Origin of the sequence: Streptomyces tateyamensis (genome assembly GCF_003205575.1) — a bacterium.
In the GTDB taxonomy this organism is placed as follows: domain Bacteria; phylum Actinomycetota; class Actinomycetes; order Streptomycetales; family Streptomycetaceae; genus Kitasatospora; species Kitasatospora tateyamensis.
In genome coordinates this window covers 1-14,867 of the sequence record NZ_PYBW01000024.1, presented here as the reverse complement: position 1 = coordinate 14,867, position 14,867 = coordinate 1, and the positions used below count along the sequence as shown (strand labels likewise).

The 14,867-nt window shown below is 73.6% G+C and carries 14 protein-coding genes; 6 read left to right on the top strand and 8 right to left on the bottom strand.

What is annotated here, in order from left to right; translation table 11 throughout:
* The first annotated feature begins 22 nt into the window (after positions 1–22).
* Positions 23–1,447, top strand: a complete 1,425-nt coding sequence (locus C7C46_RS07185) for an alkaline phosphatase family protein (RefSeq protein ID WP_110666933.1) — start codon at positions 23–25, stop codon at positions 1,445–1,447.
* Between the two features lie 22 nt (positions 1,448–1,469).
* Here C7C46_RS07185 and C7C46_RS07180 read toward each other — a convergent pair whose 3' ends face one another.
* Complete coding sequence (locus C7C46_RS07180; protein WP_110666931.1) at positions 1,470–2,057, bottom strand: CGNR zinc finger domain-containing protein; 588 nt, start codon at positions 2,055–2,057, stop codon at positions 1,470–1,472.
* Between the two features lie 106 nt (positions 2,058–2,163).
* On the opposite strand from C7C46_RS07180, the gene C7C46_RS07175 reads away from it, so the two are divergent.
* Positions 2,164–2,931, top strand: coding sequence for an MBL fold metallo-hydrolase (locus C7C46_RS07175; protein WP_110666929.1), 768 nt, complete (start codon positions 2,164–2,166; stop codon positions 2,929–2,931).
* A 75-nt stretch (positions 2,932–3,006) separates the two neighbouring features.
* Here C7C46_RS07175 and C7C46_RS07170 read toward each other — a convergent pair whose 3' ends face one another.
* The gene (locus C7C46_RS07170) at positions 3,007–5,544 is read right to left on the bottom strand and encodes a carbohydrate-binding module family 20 domain-containing protein (protein ID WP_181442234.1); all 2,538 of its coding nucleotides are present in this window, start codon (positions 5,542–5,544) and stop codon (positions 3,007–3,009) included.
* 1,076 nt (positions 5,545–6,620) lie between these two features.
* Between C7C46_RS07170 and C7C46_RS07165 the strand changes: the two genes are divergently transcribed.
* Entirely contained in the window at positions 6,621–7,079 is a 459-nt protein-coding gene (locus C7C46_RS07165; protein WP_181442233.1) for a DUF5709 domain-containing protein, read from the top strand.
* A gap of 101 nt (positions 7,080–7,180) precedes the next feature.
* Positions 7,181–7,717 (top strand): GNAT family N-acetyltransferase, encoded by a 537-nt coding sequence (locus C7C46_RS07160; RefSeq protein ID WP_110666925.1) that lies wholly within the window; start codon positions 7,181–7,183, stop codon positions 7,715–7,717.
* Positions 7,718–7,850: 133 nt separating this feature from the next.
* On the opposite strand, the gene C7C46_RS07155 is transcribed toward C7C46_RS07160, so the two are convergent.
* Both C7C46_RS07155 and C7C46_RS07150 read right to left on the bottom strand, forming a co-directional pair.
* Complete coding sequence (locus tag C7C46_RS07155; protein ID WP_146259009.1) at positions 7,851–10,136, bottom strand: ATP-binding protein; 2,286 nt, start codon at positions 10,134–10,136, stop codon at positions 7,851–7,853.
* Positions 10,137–10,245: 109 nt separating this feature from the next.
* Positions 10,246–11,088 carry an alpha/beta fold hydrolase gene (locus tag C7C46_RS07150; RefSeq protein ID WP_110666921.1) on the bottom strand — a complete coding sequence of 281 codons (843 nt, stop codon included), beginning with the start codon at positions 11,086–11,088 and terminating at the stop codon, positions 10,246–10,248.
* A gap of 153 nt (positions 11,089–11,241) precedes the next feature.
* Here C7C46_RS07150 and C7C46_RS07145 point away from each other — a divergent pair, with 153 nt between their 5' ends.
* Entirely contained in the window at positions 11,242–11,520 is a 279-nt protein-coding gene (locus tag C7C46_RS07145; RefSeq protein WP_110666919.1) for a hypothetical protein, read from the top strand.
* Positions 11,521–11,527: 7 nt separating this feature from the next.
* Here the strand turns inward: C7C46_RS07145 and C7C46_RS07140 are convergent, their stop codons facing one another.
* Complete coding sequence (locus C7C46_RS07140) at positions 11,528–12,097, bottom strand: dihydrofolate reductase family protein (RefSeq protein ID WP_110666917.1); 570 nt, start codon at positions 12,095–12,097, stop codon at positions 11,528–11,530.
* Positions 12,098–12,163: 66 nt separating this feature from the next.
* Between C7C46_RS07140 and C7C46_RS07135 the strand changes: the two genes are divergently transcribed.
* Positions 12,164–12,526, top strand: coding sequence for a hypothetical protein (locus tag C7C46_RS07135; RefSeq protein WP_110666915.1), 363 nt, complete (start codon positions 12,164–12,166; stop codon positions 12,524–12,526).
* A gap of 25 nt (positions 12,527–12,551) precedes the next feature.
* Here C7C46_RS07135 and C7C46_RS07130 read toward each other — a convergent pair whose 3' ends face one another.
* The 3 genes from C7C46_RS07130 to C7C46_RS07120 all read right to left on the bottom strand — a co-directional run bounded on the left by C7C46_RS07130 (position 12,552) and on the right by C7C46_RS07120 (position 14,684).
* Positions 12,552–13,565 carry a hypothetical protein gene (locus C7C46_RS07130; protein WP_245984264.1) on the bottom strand — a complete coding sequence of 338 codons (1,014 nt, stop codon included), beginning with the start codon at positions 13,563–13,565 and terminating at the stop codon, positions 12,552–12,554.
* 83 nt (positions 13,566–13,648) lie between these two features.
* The gene (locus C7C46_RS07125) at positions 13,649–14,227 is read right to left on the bottom strand and encodes a hypothetical protein (protein ID WP_245984263.1); all 579 of its coding nucleotides are present in this window, start codon (positions 14,225–14,227) and stop codon (positions 13,649–13,651) included.
* A gap of 163 nt (positions 14,228–14,390) precedes the next feature.
* Complete coding sequence (locus C7C46_RS07120; RefSeq protein ID WP_110666913.1) at positions 14,391–14,684, bottom strand: MTH1187 family thiamine-binding protein; 294 nt, start codon at positions 14,682–14,684, stop codon at positions 14,391–14,393.
* Between the last annotated feature and the right edge of the window lie 183 nt (positions 14,685–14,867).

Genomic DNA, 14,867 nt, shown 5'->3' with positions numbered 1-14,867 from the left:
ACCCGACGAAAGGGCCGCCGCCATGCCAGAACTGACCCGCCGTCGACTCCTGGGCGCGGCGGGGGCGACCGCGGCCGCGTCCGCGGCCACCGTGCTGCCGCCCAACCTGCGCCGCGCCCTGGCGGCCGGCACCCCCGCGGCCGGCCGCCTCGGCGACGTCCGCCACGTGGTGCTGCTGATGCAGGAGAACCGCTCGTTCGACCACTACTTCGGCACCCTGTCCGGGGTGCGCGGCTTCGACGACCCGCAGGCGCTGCGGCTGGACACCGGACGCGACGTGTTCCACCAGCCGGACGCGCAGAGCCCCGACGGGCACCTGCTGCCGTTCCGCCTGGACACCACGCGCAGCAGCGCCCAGGCGATCCCGTCCACCAGCCACCAGTGGGAGGTGCAGCACGAGGCGTGGAACCACGGGCGGATGGACCGCTGGCTGCCCGCGCACCGCGCCGCCGACGGCGTCAACGGCCCCTACGTGATGGGCTACTACACCCGCGAGGACATCCCGTTCCAGTTCGCGCTGGCCGAGAGCTTCACCGTCTGCGACCAGTACTTCAGCTCGGTGTTGGGCCCCACCTGGCCCAACCGCCTGTACTGGATGACCGGCACGATCGACCCGGACGGCCGCCACGGCGGCCCGATCACCAGCAACAACGTCCCGGTGCCGCTGACCTGGCGCACCTACCCGGAGCGGCTGGAGGAGGCGGGCGTCTCCTGGCAGGTCTACCAGGAGAAGGACAACTTCGGCTGCGACGTGCTCTCGCTGTTCGCCGCCTACCAGCAGGCCGGTCCCGGCCACCCGCTCTACGAGAAGGGCATCAAGCCGAGACCGCGCGGCAGTTTCGAGGACGACGCCCGCAACGACCGGCTGCCCGCGGTCTCCTGGATCATCCCCACCGCCCGCGAGTCCGAGCACCCGCGCTTCCTGCCGGCCGCGGGCGCGGACTTCGTGGCCGCCAAGATCGAGGCGATCGCGGCCAACCCCGAGGTCTGGGCCAAGACCGTGCTGATCCTCAACTACGACGAGAACGACGGGCTGTTCGACCACGTGCCGCCCCCGGTGCCGCGGCCCGGCATCCCGGGCGAGTTCGTCGGCGGCCTGCCGGTCGGGGCCGGCTTCCGGGTGCCGTGCGTGATCGTCTCGCCCTGGACGACGGGCGGCTGGGTGGCCTCCCAGCCCTTCGACCACACCTCGGTGCTGGGCTTCCTGGAGCGGTTCACCGGGGTGCGTGAGCCGAACCTGTCCAGCTGGCGGCGGGCCACCTTCGGCGACCTGACCTCGGCCTTCCGGTTCCACCGCTCGGCCGGCCCGGCGCCCGCGCTGCCCGGGACGGCCGAGCAACTGGCCCGCGCCGAGCGGGAGGTGGCCACGCTGCCCGAGCCGGTGCTGCCCCGGGTGAGCCAGCCGCGCCCGCACCAGGAACCGGGCTCGCGGCCGCACGTCTCCTGAGCACAGGGGTCCTGATACGCAGTCAGCCCTGCTGCTTGCGGCGCGCGTAGGCGCGGGCCGCGCGGACCCGGTCGCCGCAGCGGGTGGAGCACCAGTGCCGCGCCGCGTGGGTGCGGACCAGGTAGCGGGTGCACGGCGCGCCCGCGCACCGGGCCAGCCGCTCGGCGTCCGGGCCGGTGAGCAGCTCGGCGGCGTCGGCCGCCAGCACCGCCATCGCGTGCTCGACCACCCGGTCGGCCGGGTGCGCCAGCTCCCGGTGCAGGCCCTGGGATTCGTCCCAGGCCAGCAGCGGCGCCGAGGGCGTACTGGCCAGCGCGGTGTTGACCGCCTGCAGCGCCTCGGGCGAGGGGGCCGCGCCGGCCACCGCCGCGCCCAGCAACTCCCGGACCTGGTCGCGCAGTCCGCGCAGCCGTTCGGTACACAGCTCGAACAGCTCGGCGTCGGCGGGGGCCAGGCCGCGCTCGACCAGCCAGTCGGTCGCCTCGGCCGGGGTGGCCAGCAGGTCTCGGCGGCCGGCCGGCAGTGAGAGCAGCGTGTTGGCGAAGTCCAGCGCCGGGTGGTGGTCGGCGCCGGGGGCGGCGGGCGGTGCAGGCGGCGCGGTCTCGGTCATGCCTCTCATGTTAAACCTTGCACTTCTCCGTGAGGAGCATCTAGTGTTTCTCACGGCAAAGCGATTAGTTCTCCGTGATGAGCGGAACGAGCAACAAGGTGGCGTCATGAGCAAGCAGAGTCTGGACGAGAACTTCCCGATCACCGTCTTCGGTGGGCCGACCGCGCTGATCGAGTACGGCGGCCTGCGCCTGCTGACCGACCCGAGCTTCGACGCGCCGCAGGCCTACGAGCGGGCTCCCGGCGTCTTCCTGGAGAAGACCGCGCCCGCCGCCGTCGACCCGGCCACCCTGGGCCCGATCGACGCGGTGCTCCTCTCGCACGACGAGCACCCCGACAACCTGGACCGGTCCGGGCGCGCCCTGCTGGCCGAGGTCCCGCTGGTGCTCACCACCCCGAGCGGTGCCGGCCGGCTCGGCGGCACCGCCCGCGCCCTGGCCCCCTGGACCTCGGTCGAGCTGACCCGGCCGGACGGCGGCACGGTGACCGTCACCGGTACCCCCGCCCTGCACGGCCCCGAGGGCTGCGAGCCGATCAGCGGCGAGGTGGTCGGCTTCCTGCTCAGCGCGCCCGACCTGCCCTCGGTCTACATCAGCGGCGACAACGCCTCGCTGGACGTGGTCCGCGAGATCGCCGACCGGTTCGGCCCGGTGGACACCGCGGTGATCTTCGCCGGCGCCGCCCGCACCAAGCTCTTCGACGGCGCGCTGCTCACTCTGGACAGCGCCTTGGCCGCCGAGGCCGCCGTGCTGCTGGGTGCCCGCCGGGTGGTCCCGGTGCACTTCGACAGCTGGGCCCACTTCACCGAGGGCCGCGAGGAGCTGCGGGCCGCCTTCGAGCGGGCCGATCTGGCGGACCGCCTCGAACTGGCCTGAGGGAGCCAGGCCGGCCCAAAAACGCAGGGCGGGCCGGGCCCGGTCGCCGACCGGACCCGGCCCGACCGTCTGCGGCTACTTCCAGGTGTCGTTCAGGGTGACCGCACCGGAGGAGCCGGTGGTGTAGGAGCGGTTGCTGCCGCTCTCCCAAGTGACGTTCCCGGCAGCATCCTTGATGATGTACTTGTACTCGAAGGCGGTGTTCGGCGAGATGCTCACCGTCTTCGACCAGACCGGGTAGCCCGCGGCGGAGAGCGGGAGGGCGCCGGCCGGGTCCCAGAAGCCGAGTGCCGAGATCGAGCCGACCAGGTAGAGGTTTTGCCCGGTCGCGGTGGTCCGGTTCTCGTGGAAGGTCACGCCGACCGGGCCGGTACTCGCCGCGGTCCAGCTGTCGTTCAGCGTCGAGCTGCCCGAACTACCGGTCGTGGCGGTGTGGTTGGCGCCGCTCTCCCACTCGATGGTGCCGTCCGGGTCCTTCTTGAAGTACTTGTACTGGAAGGCGGTGTTCGCCGGCAGCGCCACGCTCGCGCTCCACACCGGGTAGCTCGCCGAGGAGAGCGCCACCGCACCGGCGGTGTTCCAGTTGCCCAGCGCCGCGGTCGAGCCGGTCAGGTAGACGTTCTGGCCGAGCCAGGTGGTGGCGGTCTCGTCGAAGGTCTGCGAGACGGTGGCCGAGGAGCCGTTGTAGGTGTCGCTCACGGTGGCGGTCGGGCCGCTGCCGGTACCGGCGGAGTGGTTGCCGCCCGGCTCCCAGGTGACGTTCCCGTTGGCGTCCTTCTCGACGTACTTGTACTGCACCGCCGTGGACTGCGGCAGGTTGACGGTCACCGTCCAGGCGGAGCCGGACTGGGTCATCGGGACCGCCGCGGCCGGCGCCCAGCTGCCCAGGCCCGCGATCGAACCGACCAGGTACATCGGCGCGCTGGTCGGCGCTCCGGTCACCGTGAAGGTCTCGGCGACCTGCCCGGGCGCGGTGGTACCGGTGGCGGTGGGCGTCGGGGTCGGGGTGGGCGAAGCCGTCGGCGTCGCGCTCGGGCTGGGCGTCGGGCTCGGGCTGGGCATCGGGGTGGGCGTCGGCGTGGGACTCGGGCTCGGGGTGGAGATCGCGTACAACGCCACCGAGTCCTTGGCTGCCACCGAGACGGTCGCGTTGCCGCTCGCGTCCACCACCACCGTCGGGCCCAAGCAACTAGCGCTCGAAGCAGCGTAGTTGCCGTGGATCACGTCGCAGTAGGTGCCGGCCGCCAGGCCCGTCTGGTAGGTCCGGGTGACCGTCGACCCCTCGTTGTTGATCGCGATCCAGGCCTTGCTGCCCCGGCTGAACGCGATCAGGTTGGAGCCGTCGTCGTACCAGTTGGCCACCGACTGCCCCTGGGCCGCGTTGTGCCAGCCGACCATGTTGGCCACGCCCTGGTTGCGGTCGGTGCAGGTCCAGCCGTTGGCGCAGTCGGTGTTGGTGACGTAACCGTTGGCGTCGGCCGGCGGCGAGTCGTCGGAGGCGTTGAAGTTGAAGCCCGAGTAGACCTGCGGGGTGCCGTAGCCCCAGGCAAGTTCGAAGATCGTGGCCAGGTTGTAGGTCGCGCCGTTCTTGTAGTTCAGCGTCGAGCCGTTGCGCTCGGTGTCGTGGTTGGCCACCATCACGGTGGCCTTGTTGCTCGGCTCCAGGCCCCAACTCTGGCCGAACGTCTTGAGGTTGGCGATGCTCCCGGTGAACTGGCCGCGCAGGTCGCCGGCGTAGTTGAACTCGATCAGGCTGCCGTTGCCCTCGAAGGCGCTCATCGCCAGCTGGCCGCCGCCGCCCGGCATCACCTCCTGGTACACGTAGGGCCGGCCGCCCCACTGGGTGTTGTTCACCTTGGCCAGGATCGCCGACATGTCGGCCTGGTTGATGTGCTTGGCCGCGTCCATCCGGAACCCGTCGACGCCCAGGCCCTCCAGGTCGTTGAGGTAGCCGGCCTCGATGCTGCGCACGTGGTCGGACTCGGTGGACAGGTCGGAGAGCGAGACCAGGTCGCACTCCTGGACCTGCTGCTGGTTGTTCCAGTCGTTGATCGCCAGGTTGGAGTTGGGGCAGTTGTTCGGGTAGCTGTGGAAGTCGGCCGAGCCGTAGCCGGCCGAGGAGTAGGAGTAGCTGCCCTCGTTGAAGCTCGCGCCGCCGTAGGAGTCGGTGCTCGACTGGTTGGTGCCGGCGGTGTGGTTGAGTACCGCGTCCACGTAGACCTTGACGCCCGCGTTGTGGCAGGCGGTCACCATCGCGGCGAACTGGTCCCGGGTGCCCATCCGCGAGTGCAGGTCGTAGGCGACCGGCTGGTAGACCTCCCACCAGGGGTGGCTGCTCTGGGCGAGGCGGATCGAGTCCTGCGGCGGCGCCACCTGCACGGCGCCGTAGCCCTTGGGGCCGAGCACCGAGCCGCACTCGGCGGCCACCGAGGGCCAGTTCCACTCGAAGAGGTTGGCGATCACGTCACCGCCGTTGGGGGCGCTGGCCTGCGCGGTGCCCTGCAGGCCCAGTGGCAGTAGCGAGCCGGCCAGCAGCGCGCCGGCGGCGACCAGGCCGGTGCGGGCACGGCGGCCGGGCGCACCCGGGCGGGCCGATCTGCGGAAGATGCTCATGGGGGTGTCTCCCGAGGCTCTGGGACCGCCCGCTCGGGGCGCCGGCGCCAGGCCGGGGCAGGGCCGTGGCGCACAGGGCGCAAGGAGGCGGTGCGGGCGGTCCCGATGGGTGGGTGGGGGAGTGGCGGACCCTGCACCGGTGGAGGTGGGGCAGGCGCCAGCGCCGGAGCCGCACGACGTCCGAGGTCCGACTCGTCAGTGCGCGGCGGCCGACTGCGTCCGGCGGGATCGCCACCGGACCTTGACGTGCTGTCAGCCGCGGCCGACCCGGGCGGTGGCCGCGAACGAGACGATCCCGTGCCGCGCGGGGGCGCGTCAAGAGCCGGTTGGAAGTTCTTGCCGAAAGTTGCTGAAACGTATTGCGGGGCTCCTGGGGCGGGTCGGCAGCTCCCGGGTCGACCCGCCCGGGCCATTTCGGGCTCGCAATGGGATCCCGGGTGGGACCCGTGACGAGCCCGCCGGATGGAATCGAAATGGCGTCTGCAATGCGGCTCGCCATGGGGATGACAATGGCCCTGACAATGGAGTCCGCGATGCCCCCGCGAATCGCCCGCCGAATACGGATCGGAATTCCGAATTCCGCACCCCCTGACCGGCGGGTGCCGACCCCCGCCGATCGGCGGGGTCCAGGGGTCCCCAAAGCACCTTATCCGGCGCCGGTCGGCGGGTTTTCGGACCATTGTCGCCAGGGGGGTCCGCTCCAGTTGATTCGCCGCCTTCGGCACATCAATACTGTCCGAATCGGATCCGGGCCGTGCCACCCGGATCCACCGGCCCACCGCCTGTCCAGGGAGGAGGCGGTGGGTTTCGCCGGACCCCGTGGACGGTCGACCTGGGGAGGACGTCCGTCCCCGATCCGGCGGACTCGTGCGCTGCGCACAGGAATGGGCCGCACGAGAACGCGCAGCCCGGACTTGACTCCGAGTCCGGGAATTCCTGACCCGGGCACCGGTGCCCTGCCTGACGCGGGCGGCCGGTGCCCGGGCTGCACCCGCACCCCGTGGGCGAGGGGTCCGCTGCGAGTCCGCGCGGCGCGTGGGATTCTGGGAGGAGCCGCGGGCAGCGAGGAGTGACTGATGTCGGACGAAGCCTTGATGGGCGACGAGGTCTACCAGCCGGACGGCTCCGAGGTCCAGGACGACATCGGGCCGCTGGAGCCGGAGGACACCCTGGAGGACCGCGGGGTGGAGTCCGCGCTGGACGAGGGGTACAACCCGCCCGAGCACCCGCTCGCCGTGCAGCGCTGGGGCACCACGGCCGCCGAGCAGCGCACGGGGGAGAGCCTGGACCTGCGGCTGTCCGCCGAACTGCCCGAGGTGGTCCCGCCTGACGGTGACGGCATCGGGGACGCGGGCGGCGCCGACGGCGAACCGCTGGACCCGGAGTTCGGTGACCGCCGCACCGGCCGCCTGGTCGCCGCCGACCAGGCCCGCAGCGACGTGCTCGCCGAGGACACCGGCATCTGCGGCGGCGCAGCGAGCGCCGAGGAGGCCGCGATGCACACCACGGACGACCCGGAGTGGCTGGAGCTCTGACCAACGCCGGCCTAAGCTGACGAACCACCAGAGGGTCGGCGCCAGGTGGTCGGCGCCGAACGGCAAGCGCCGGGGGATCGGCAGCGGAGGCGAGGCTCCTGATGGACGGCGAGTCCGTCGGCACGGAACGTGAACTGGTCGGCGCCCGTGTGGTACTGCGGCCCGCCACCGCCGCCGACATCCCCGCGCTGGCGGCGATCCGGCGCACCCCGCAGGTGTACCTGCGCTGGCGCGGCGGCCCGGACCCGGCGGCGGCCGTCGCCGAGGACCTGGCCGAGTCGGGGGAGTCGTTGGTCGTGCTGTACCAGGGGGCGGTGGCCGGGTACATCCAGTGGGACGAGGAGAGCGAGCCGGACTACCGGCACGCCGGCATCGACCTCTACCTCGACCCCGCGCTGCACGGCCGGGGCCTGGGCGCCGACGCCGTCCGCACGCTGGCCCGCCACCTGATCGAGGACCGCGGCCACCACCGCCTGGTCATCGACCCGGCCGCCGACAACGCGGCCGCCATCCGCTGCTACGCCAAGGTGGGCTTCCGGCCGGTCGGGATCATGCGCGGGTACGAGCGCGGGGCCGACGGGCAGTGGCACGACGGCCTGCTGATGGACCTGCTGGCCGCGGACCTGACCGAGGAGTGACGGGGCGCCAGGTGGGCCCACCCGGTCAGGGCTTCGCCTGCGGACGGGACCACCAGGTGCTGCCGTCGGGGGTGGCCGCGCTGCGCCGACTGGACTGGTGGTAGCTACGGGCGGCTGACCAGCCGACGGCCCGTCACTCCTCGGCCGCCTGCGCCAGCTGCTCGCGCACGGCCTGGGCCTTCGGGGAGCCGAGTGCCTCGTAGTGGGCCTCGGCGCGGGTCCAGGCGGCGACGGCGGCCGGTCGGTCGCCCAGCTGCCGGTGCAGCGCGCCGAGGCTCTCCAGGCTGGAGGCCGCCCCGTCGCGGTCACCGATCGCCTCGCGCAGCGCGACCGCCTGCTCGGCCGTCTCCCGGGCCTGCGGCAGGTCCCCCAGCTCCACCAGCACCAGGGTGGCCGCGTGCAGCGCGTGGCCCTGTCCGTACGCCGAGCCGAGCTCCTCGAAGGCCGCGAGTGCCAGCCGGGAGTGGGCCAGGGCGGACTCGTGGCGGCCCAGGATGCGCTGCGCGGGGACCAGGTTGAGCAGGCAGACCGCCTCGCCGTAGCGGTCGCCGGCCGCCCGGAACGCCTCCGCCGCGCGGGTGAGGTGGTCCACCGCGGGCTCGAAGTCGCGCAGTTGGCGGTAGCTCACGCCCAGGTTGGCCTCGATCATCGCGGTCACCGCCGGGTCCTGCGGACCCAGGCAGCGGGCGGCCTCCTGGTAGCGCTCGATCGCCGCCGGGTAGTCGGCCTGGGCGTGGGCCAGCGTCCCCCACTGCACCAGCATCAGGCCCTCGCCCTCGCGGTCCGCCGAGCGCCGCGCGTGGTCCAGCGCGGTCTCCGTCACCGCTGCCCAGTCCGTCCAGTACCGGCGCAGCGTGAAGAATGGCCAGAGGCTGTGCGCGAGCTGCCAGCAGACCCGGTCGCCCGCCCACCCGGCGGTGTGCCGGACCAGGTCCACCAGGTTCGCCCGTTCGGCCTCGCACCAGGCCATCGCCTCCTCGGCGGCGGGGAATTCGGGCAGCGGCAGGTGCTCCGGCGGCGGCGGGACGGGGGTCTGGCGGGCGTGCGGCACCAGCAGCAGCCCGGCCCGCCGCGCGGCGTGCAGGTACCAGAGCGTCAACCGCTCGTCGGCGGCGCGCTGTTCGCCCGACTGGTCGACCGCCCCGGACCGTTCCTGGGCGTACAGCCGGATCAGGTCGTGGAATCCGTAGCGCGGCACAGGTGCGGCCTGGTCGACGCGTTGCAGTAGGTGGCGGGAGGTCAGCGCGACCAACAGCCTTTCGGTGCGCACCGGTTCGCGCCCCAGCAGCGCGGTGGCGGCCGCTTGGCCCAGCGAGCGGGTCGGCGCCGCGCCCAACAGTCTGAAAGCGCGGGCCTGTTCGGCGTCGAGCTGCGCGTAGCTGGCCTCGAAGCTGACCCGCACCGCCCGGTCGCCTACCCGCAGCTCGTCCAACCGGTCCGCGGCGTCCGCCAGTCGGTCGGTGAGGGTGCGTACGGTCCGGCCGGGCTCGGTGAGCAGCCGGCTGCCGGTGATCCGAAGCGCGAGCGGCAGGCCGGCGCAGTGGGCCAGCAGTTCGGCCGTGGCTGTCGCGTCGGCGGCCAGCGCGCTCGGCTCGGCGATCCGGTCGAGCAGCTCGCGGGCCTCCTGGTCGGTGAACGCGGCCAGCTCCAGCCGGGCCACGCCGTCGAGTTCGGGCAGCCGGCTGCGGCTGGTGAGCAGCACGGCGCAGCCGCTGCTGGCGGGCAGCACCGGGCGGACCTGGGCGCCGTCGCCCACGTCGTCCAGCACCACCAGGATCCGACGGTCCGTCAGCAGACTGCGGTAGAGCGCGGACCGCTCGTCCAGGGTGTCCGGCACCTCGGCCGGGCCGACCCCGAGCGCCCGCAGGAACCGGGCCACCAGCTCCGGCGGCGGCACCGGGTTCGCGCTCGCGCCCTGCAGGTCGGCGAAGAGCTGCCCGTCCGGGTAGCGCTCGCGCAGCGCGTGCGCGGCGTGCACCGCGAGGCTGGTCTTGCCCATCCCGCCGGGGCCGGTGACCGCGAAGACGGGCGTGTGGCCGGCGGTGCCGCCCTGCCCGAACGCCTGCCGGATCGCCGCGACCGCGTCCGCCCGGCTCGTGAAGTCGGGCAGATCGGGCGGAAGCTGGGCGATCGGGCGGTGCGCCTGCTGCTGCGGCGGTGCGGCCGGCTCGCCGGTCCGCCCTGCGGGCTGCTCGCCGCCGCCGGCCTGGCCGCGGGCGGTTTGCCCCCGGGCGGCCGCGATCAGTTCGGCGTGCTCCGCGGCGCCGAGCCCGAGCGCCTGGGCGAGGGCGTTCACCGAGGAGAGCCGGGGTTTGCGGCGATCGGCCTCCAGCATGCTGATCGCATGGACGGAGACGCCCGACTCCTCGGCGAGGTCCTCCTGGGTCCACCCGCGGCGCAGCCGGTATTCGCGCACCATCGACCCGAACCGCACCGGAACCCCCACTGCCAGCCTCGTGTCCCGCCACTATGCCATGCACGGCCCCCCAGTCGACCGGTGGGCCGAGCCGCCCAGGGCCGGGCCGGCCCTAGCCGTGCGCCGACTCGGCCAGCCAGGCCAGCGCCCGGTCGCCCTCGGTCAGCACCGAGAGGTGGCCGTCCTCGGCGCGGGTCCAGCAGGTGGCGCGCAGCTGGTCGGCGAGCCAGCGGCCGTGGCCGGCGGGCACGATCCGGTCCGCGCCGCCGTGCAGCAGCAGGACGGGGGCGGTGATGTCGGCGAGCTCGAAGCCCCAGGGGGCGACGTAGGACAGGTCGTCGTCGACCATGCCGTCCAGGCCGCCCTCCATCGCCAGTCCGGCCACCGTGGCAAGCCAGCGCCAGCGGCCCGCCAGGGCGGCGTGGTCATCGGGCGTGAACATCTCCCGGTCGTACTTGCCCTCCGCCAGGCACCGCTCGAGCTCCGCCCGGCCCGCCACCGAGGCGCGCAGCTCGGCCTCGCCACCGGGGTACATGCCGGCGAACCAGTCCAGCCCGGCCGCCCCGAACGGCGCGAGCGCGGCCACGCTGACCACGCCGGCCACCCGGTCGGGCAGCTGCGCCGCGCAGGCCAGCGCATGGTTGGACCCGCCGGAGTGGCCGAAGACCGCGAACCGCCCGACCCCCAGCGCATCCGCCGCAGCCGCCGCGTCACCGGCCGCCGAGGCCAGGTCACGCCCGAGCCGGCGGCTCGAACCCCCGTACCCGGGGCGGTCGTAGGAGATCCAGCGCAGACCCAGCCGCTCGGCGGCCGCGAACAGCGGCTCGGGCGGCTGCCCGACGTTGGGCGTGCCGTGGTGCCAGAGCACGGCGAGCCGGTCCCGGGCACCCGGGTGGGTGTCGTACACCCGCAGGGCGCGCCCGTCGGGGAGCTGAATATCCGTCGTCTCGAACATCTGAACGAGTGTAGGAACCCGCAGATCACCCGGCAAGCCCCGCGACCGGCGGGCAGCGGGGCCCGACCAGTTGCGTCGACCGGGCCGACCGATCTGGACCGGACAGGCCCTACCCTGTTGGCACGGACAACGGTCCGGGGACGGGGGCGGACGATGGTCGAGGACGAGTGGCCCGCGGACGGGTCGAGCTACCGGGCGCCGCAGGCCTGCCCGCTCTGCGGAGGGGAACTGCGCGCGGTGCAGCCGGCCTGCCGGACGGACCGGACGGGGAGCCTGCTGGTCAAGGTGTTCGTGCCGGGTCGGATGTTCGCCCGTAGCAGCGAGGTGGAGGGCGTGGCCTGCCGTGTCTGCGGCCATCTGCTGCTCTTCGTGGCCCACCCCGAGGTGATGGACGAGCCGGCGCCGAAGAAGCGCCGCTGGCGCTCGCCCTGAGGGTGTATCAGGCCGGCCGGGCCACGCGGTGGCGCAGGTAGACGACGCCGGAGGCGAAGGTGCGGGTCTCGACGAGTTCGAGGTCCCTGCGCTGCTGCTCCCGCGGGAAGAACGGGATGCCGCCGCCGAGCAGTACCGGGTGCACCCGCGGCCGGTACTCGTCGAGCAGGCCCAGCGCGGCGGCCTGGGCGGCGAGCGCCGCGCCACCGATCGCGATCTCCCCCTCGCCCGGCTCGGCCCGCAGCTGTGCGATCTCCGCCGCGAGGCCGCCGCGGGCCAGTCGGGCATGGCCGTGCACCGACTGCAGGGTGGTGGAGAAGACCACCTTCGGCAGCGGGTTCCACAGCTCGGCCCAGGTCCGCATCGAGGCATCGAGCGAGGGATCCTGGTCGGCGGTCTCCCAGTACAGCATCGTCTCGTACAGCCGCCGCCCGAGCAGGTGGACGCCGACTCCGCGGATCTCCTCGGTGACGAAGCGGAAGACCTCCTCGTCGGGCGCCGACCAGTTGAAGCTGCCGTCCGGCCCGACGATGTAGCCGTCCAGGGAGACACCCATGGAATAGGTCACTGTGCGCATCGCAGGCCCTTCTCGGTGACTGCTTCGAGGGTACGGAACTCCCGGGCGGATGGCAGGATCGTGGGCGTGTCCGTTGCGAGCAAGTTGCAGATCAAGCCCGGCCGGCGGGTCGCGGTGCTGGGCAAGCCCGATGACGTCGACTGGGACGTCGTAGCCGACGCCGGCGCTGACGCCGACTCGGCCGAGGCGGTGATCGCCTTCGTCACCCGGGCCGAGGAACTCGGCGCAGCGCCCGCGCAGGCGGCCCTGGCGGCCGCCCGGCGTGACGCGCTCGCCTGGGTGGCCTACCCGAAGGCGGGCCGGCTCGGCACCGACCTGAACCGGGACCGCCTGGGCGCCGCGCTGATCGAGCAGGGCGTGCGGCCGGTGCGGCAGATCGCCGTCGACGACACCTGGTCGGCGCTGCGCTTCAGGCCCGGCACCGACTGAAGGCCCGGCACCGAATGAGCGCCGGTCAGCTGCTGAACCCCACGTGCACGTGGTCGTGGTGCGTGTCGTCGGTGAAGAACTGATTGGCCGTCGCACCGCCCGACAGCTGGCGCGGCCCGCCCACGTTGTCCGAGCCGGCGTCCGCCGCGGCGCGCATGAAGCCGTCGACCAGGTCGGGCGGGGTGGCCGGGTCGACCACGGCGTGGCCGTCGATTCGCCAGACGTCGAAGGCGCGCCCGAGCGGGTGGTCGCTGGGCCGGGTGGTGCCGAAGACGTCCAGCGGGTGGCCGGAGCGGATCACGCTGACGGTGAGGGTGTAGTGCTGCGCCAGGGTCAGCATCGCCTCCAGCACGGAGTCGTGCACCTGGCCGCTGCGCAGGTCGGCCAGCGCGGCGGGCGGCAGCTCGATCCGGGGCTGGGCGAGCACCTGCCGGGCGGCGGCGGAGAGCGCGGCCGCCGGCGCGCCCGGGTCGGCCGGGTGCAGGGCGGTGACCTGCCAGCGCGGGGTGGCGGCACTGAGCCGCACGTCCACCGTGGTGCCCCCGGGCGGGGCGCCGGTGGCCCACTGGTCGCAGACGACCAGCACGCTCGCCGAGTCGCTGAGGATCCCGCCGTACTGGGCGTCCCGCACCTGGAGCGCGGCCTGGTCGGCGGCGGGGAGCAGCGGGCCGGCCTGCGCCACGAGGGCGGGGTCGAGGCCGCCGAGCGCGGCGAGCCGGGCCTGGGCGGCGGCGCTGCCGGTGCCGCCCGGGGGCCAGTTGCCGAGCGCCTCGACGACCTGGACGGCCCGCAGTTTGACGTCGGGTCGGATCTCGCCCGGGCCTGGCAGCCACGGGGTGACGGCAGGCAGGGCGGGGCTCGCGGCGGGGCTCGCGGCCGTGGTGGCCGCCGGGCTCGCGCCCGTGGCGGTGGCCGTGGCCGTTGCGGTGGCTGCGGAAGCGGCGGAAGACGGACTCGGCGCGACGGGGTGGGTGCTGCTCCCACACCCCGTCGCGCCGAGCAGCACCGCGAGCAGCGCCCGGCGGTCCAGTTCGGTCATGGCCAACGATCGCCACACCGGACCCCGCCGGGCGGGCACCCGCGCCGGTGGGTGCGCGGGTGTGACCCGGACGGGGGAGCGGCTCAGAGGCCGAGCGAGGCCACGGCGGTGCGCCAGTCGGTGGCGATCGCGTCCTGCGCGTCGCTCAGACTGACCGTGCCGGCGCAGACGGCCTTCTTCAGCTTGTTCTCGACGCCGTCCTTGGTGGACGAGGTGCCGCTGCCGTTGGTGGTGTAGTGCGGCTCGGGCCACAGGTTGAGCGGGGAGGTCGGGCTGCCGCCGAGCTCGAGGGGGATGAAGTGGTCCTCCTCGTAGTCGCTCATCGACGTGTCGGCGTAGCCGTAGTCGACGATGCCCTGGGCCTTGAGGCGGTTGGTGTAGGTGGTCGAGGGCCGGACGGTGGCAGTCCAGCCGGAGACGCAGATGGTGCTGTAGATGGTGTCCTGGGTGACGTCGGAGTTGAGCGCGCCCGGGGTGCAGGACGGGTCCGGCAGCGGCAGGTAGGCCTGCGAGCAGCTCGCGGTGGCGAGCGCGGGGTGCGCGGTCGGTCGGGCGGTGGCGGCCAGCGCGGCGGGGGAGGCGGCCAGGGTCAGGGCGCCGGTCGCGAGGGTGAGGAGGAGGGCGGTGCCGCCGGTGACTATTCGTCGGTCCGTCGAACGCATGGGAGCTCCAAGGGAGTTGACCCGGCGTGGGGTTGCCGGTGCGATGCGTCCATGACAGCAGCGACCGGGGGGCGCTCGAAGGGGGCGGGCGGTGAATTGTTGGTGACGCGCGTAGAACATCGGGTGTGTGAGACCCCCTGCCCGCAGGGCCCCACGCTGACGGTCAGTCGGCCAGGTGGCGCTCCAGGGAGGCCATCTTGCGGCTCAGACCGTCCGTCACGCCCGCCCGGTCGTCGATCTTGATCACCGTGCTGATCCGGTTGGCGAACGGCTTGACCGCCTCGACCGCGGCCTTGATCACGGCCATCACCTCGTCCCACTCGCCCTCGATCGAGGTGAACATGGCGTCCGTCCGGTTGGGCAGCCCGCTGGCCCGGACCACCTTGACGGCGGCGGCCACGGCCTCGGCGACCTCCTCACCCGCACCGAGCGGGGTGACACTGAACGCGGCGATCATCCGGCTCCTCCTCGGTTCCTGACTCGGAATCAGGCTCCGACGCCGACCCCGGCCCGCATGCTGCCACAGGTCGGCAGGCTCAGGAGCCGTACACGCTGCGGCACAGCCGCTCCTGCTCGGAGCCCGGCGGCCACTGCCCGTACCGCTCGGCGGTCTCGCACAGGCCCGCGGTCGCGCCGGGCG

Coding starts and splice junctions, on each gene's coding strand:
- C7C46_RS07185 (WP_110666933.1), top strand. CDS start 23: ATGCCAGAACTGACCCGCCGTCGACTCCTGGGCGCGGCGGGGGCGACC.
- C7C46_RS07180 (WP_110666931.1), bottom strand. CDS start 2,057: ATGACCGAGACCGCGCCGCCTGCACCGCCCGCCGCCCCCGGCGCCGAC.
- C7C46_RS07175 (WP_110666929.1), top strand. CDS start 2,164: ATGAGCAAGCAGAGTCTGGACGAGAACTTCCCGATCACCGTCTTCGGT.
- C7C46_RS07170 (WP_181442234.1), bottom strand. CDS start 5,544: ATGAGCATCTTCCGCAGATCGGCCCGCCCGGGTGCGCCCGGCCGCCGT.
- C7C46_RS07165 (WP_181442233.1), top strand. CDS start 6,621: ATGTCGGACGAAGCCTTGATGGGCGACGAGGTCTACCAGCCGGACGGC.
- C7C46_RS07160 (WP_110666925.1), top strand. CDS start 7,181: ATGGACGGCGAGTCCGTCGGCACGGAACGTGAACTGGTCGGCGCCCGT.
- C7C46_RS07155 (WP_146259009.1), bottom strand. CDS start 10,136: ATGGTGCGCGAATACCGGCTGCGCCGCGGGTGGACCCAGGAGGACCTC.
- C7C46_RS07150 (WP_110666921.1), bottom strand. CDS start 11,088: ATGTTCGAGACGACGGATATTCAGCTCCCCGACGGGCGCGCCCTGCGG.
- C7C46_RS07145 (WP_110666919.1), top strand. CDS start 11,242: ATGGTCGAGGACGAGTGGCCCGCGGACGGGTCGAGCTACCGGGCGCCG.
- C7C46_RS07140 (WP_110666917.1), bottom strand. CDS start 12,097: ATGCGCACAGTGACCTATTCCATGGGTGTCTCCCTGGACGGCTACATC.
- C7C46_RS07130 (WP_245984264.1), bottom strand. CDS start 13,565: ATGACCGAACTGGACCGCCGGGCGCTGCTCGCGGTGCTGCTCGGCGCG.
- C7C46_RS07125 (WP_245984263.1), bottom strand. CDS start 14,227: ATGCGTTCGACGGACCGACGAATAGTCACCGGCGGCACCGCCCTCCTC.
- C7C46_RS07120 (WP_110666913.1), bottom strand. CDS start 14,684: ATGATCGCCGCGTTCAGTGTCACCCCGCTCGGTGCGGGTGAGGAGGTC.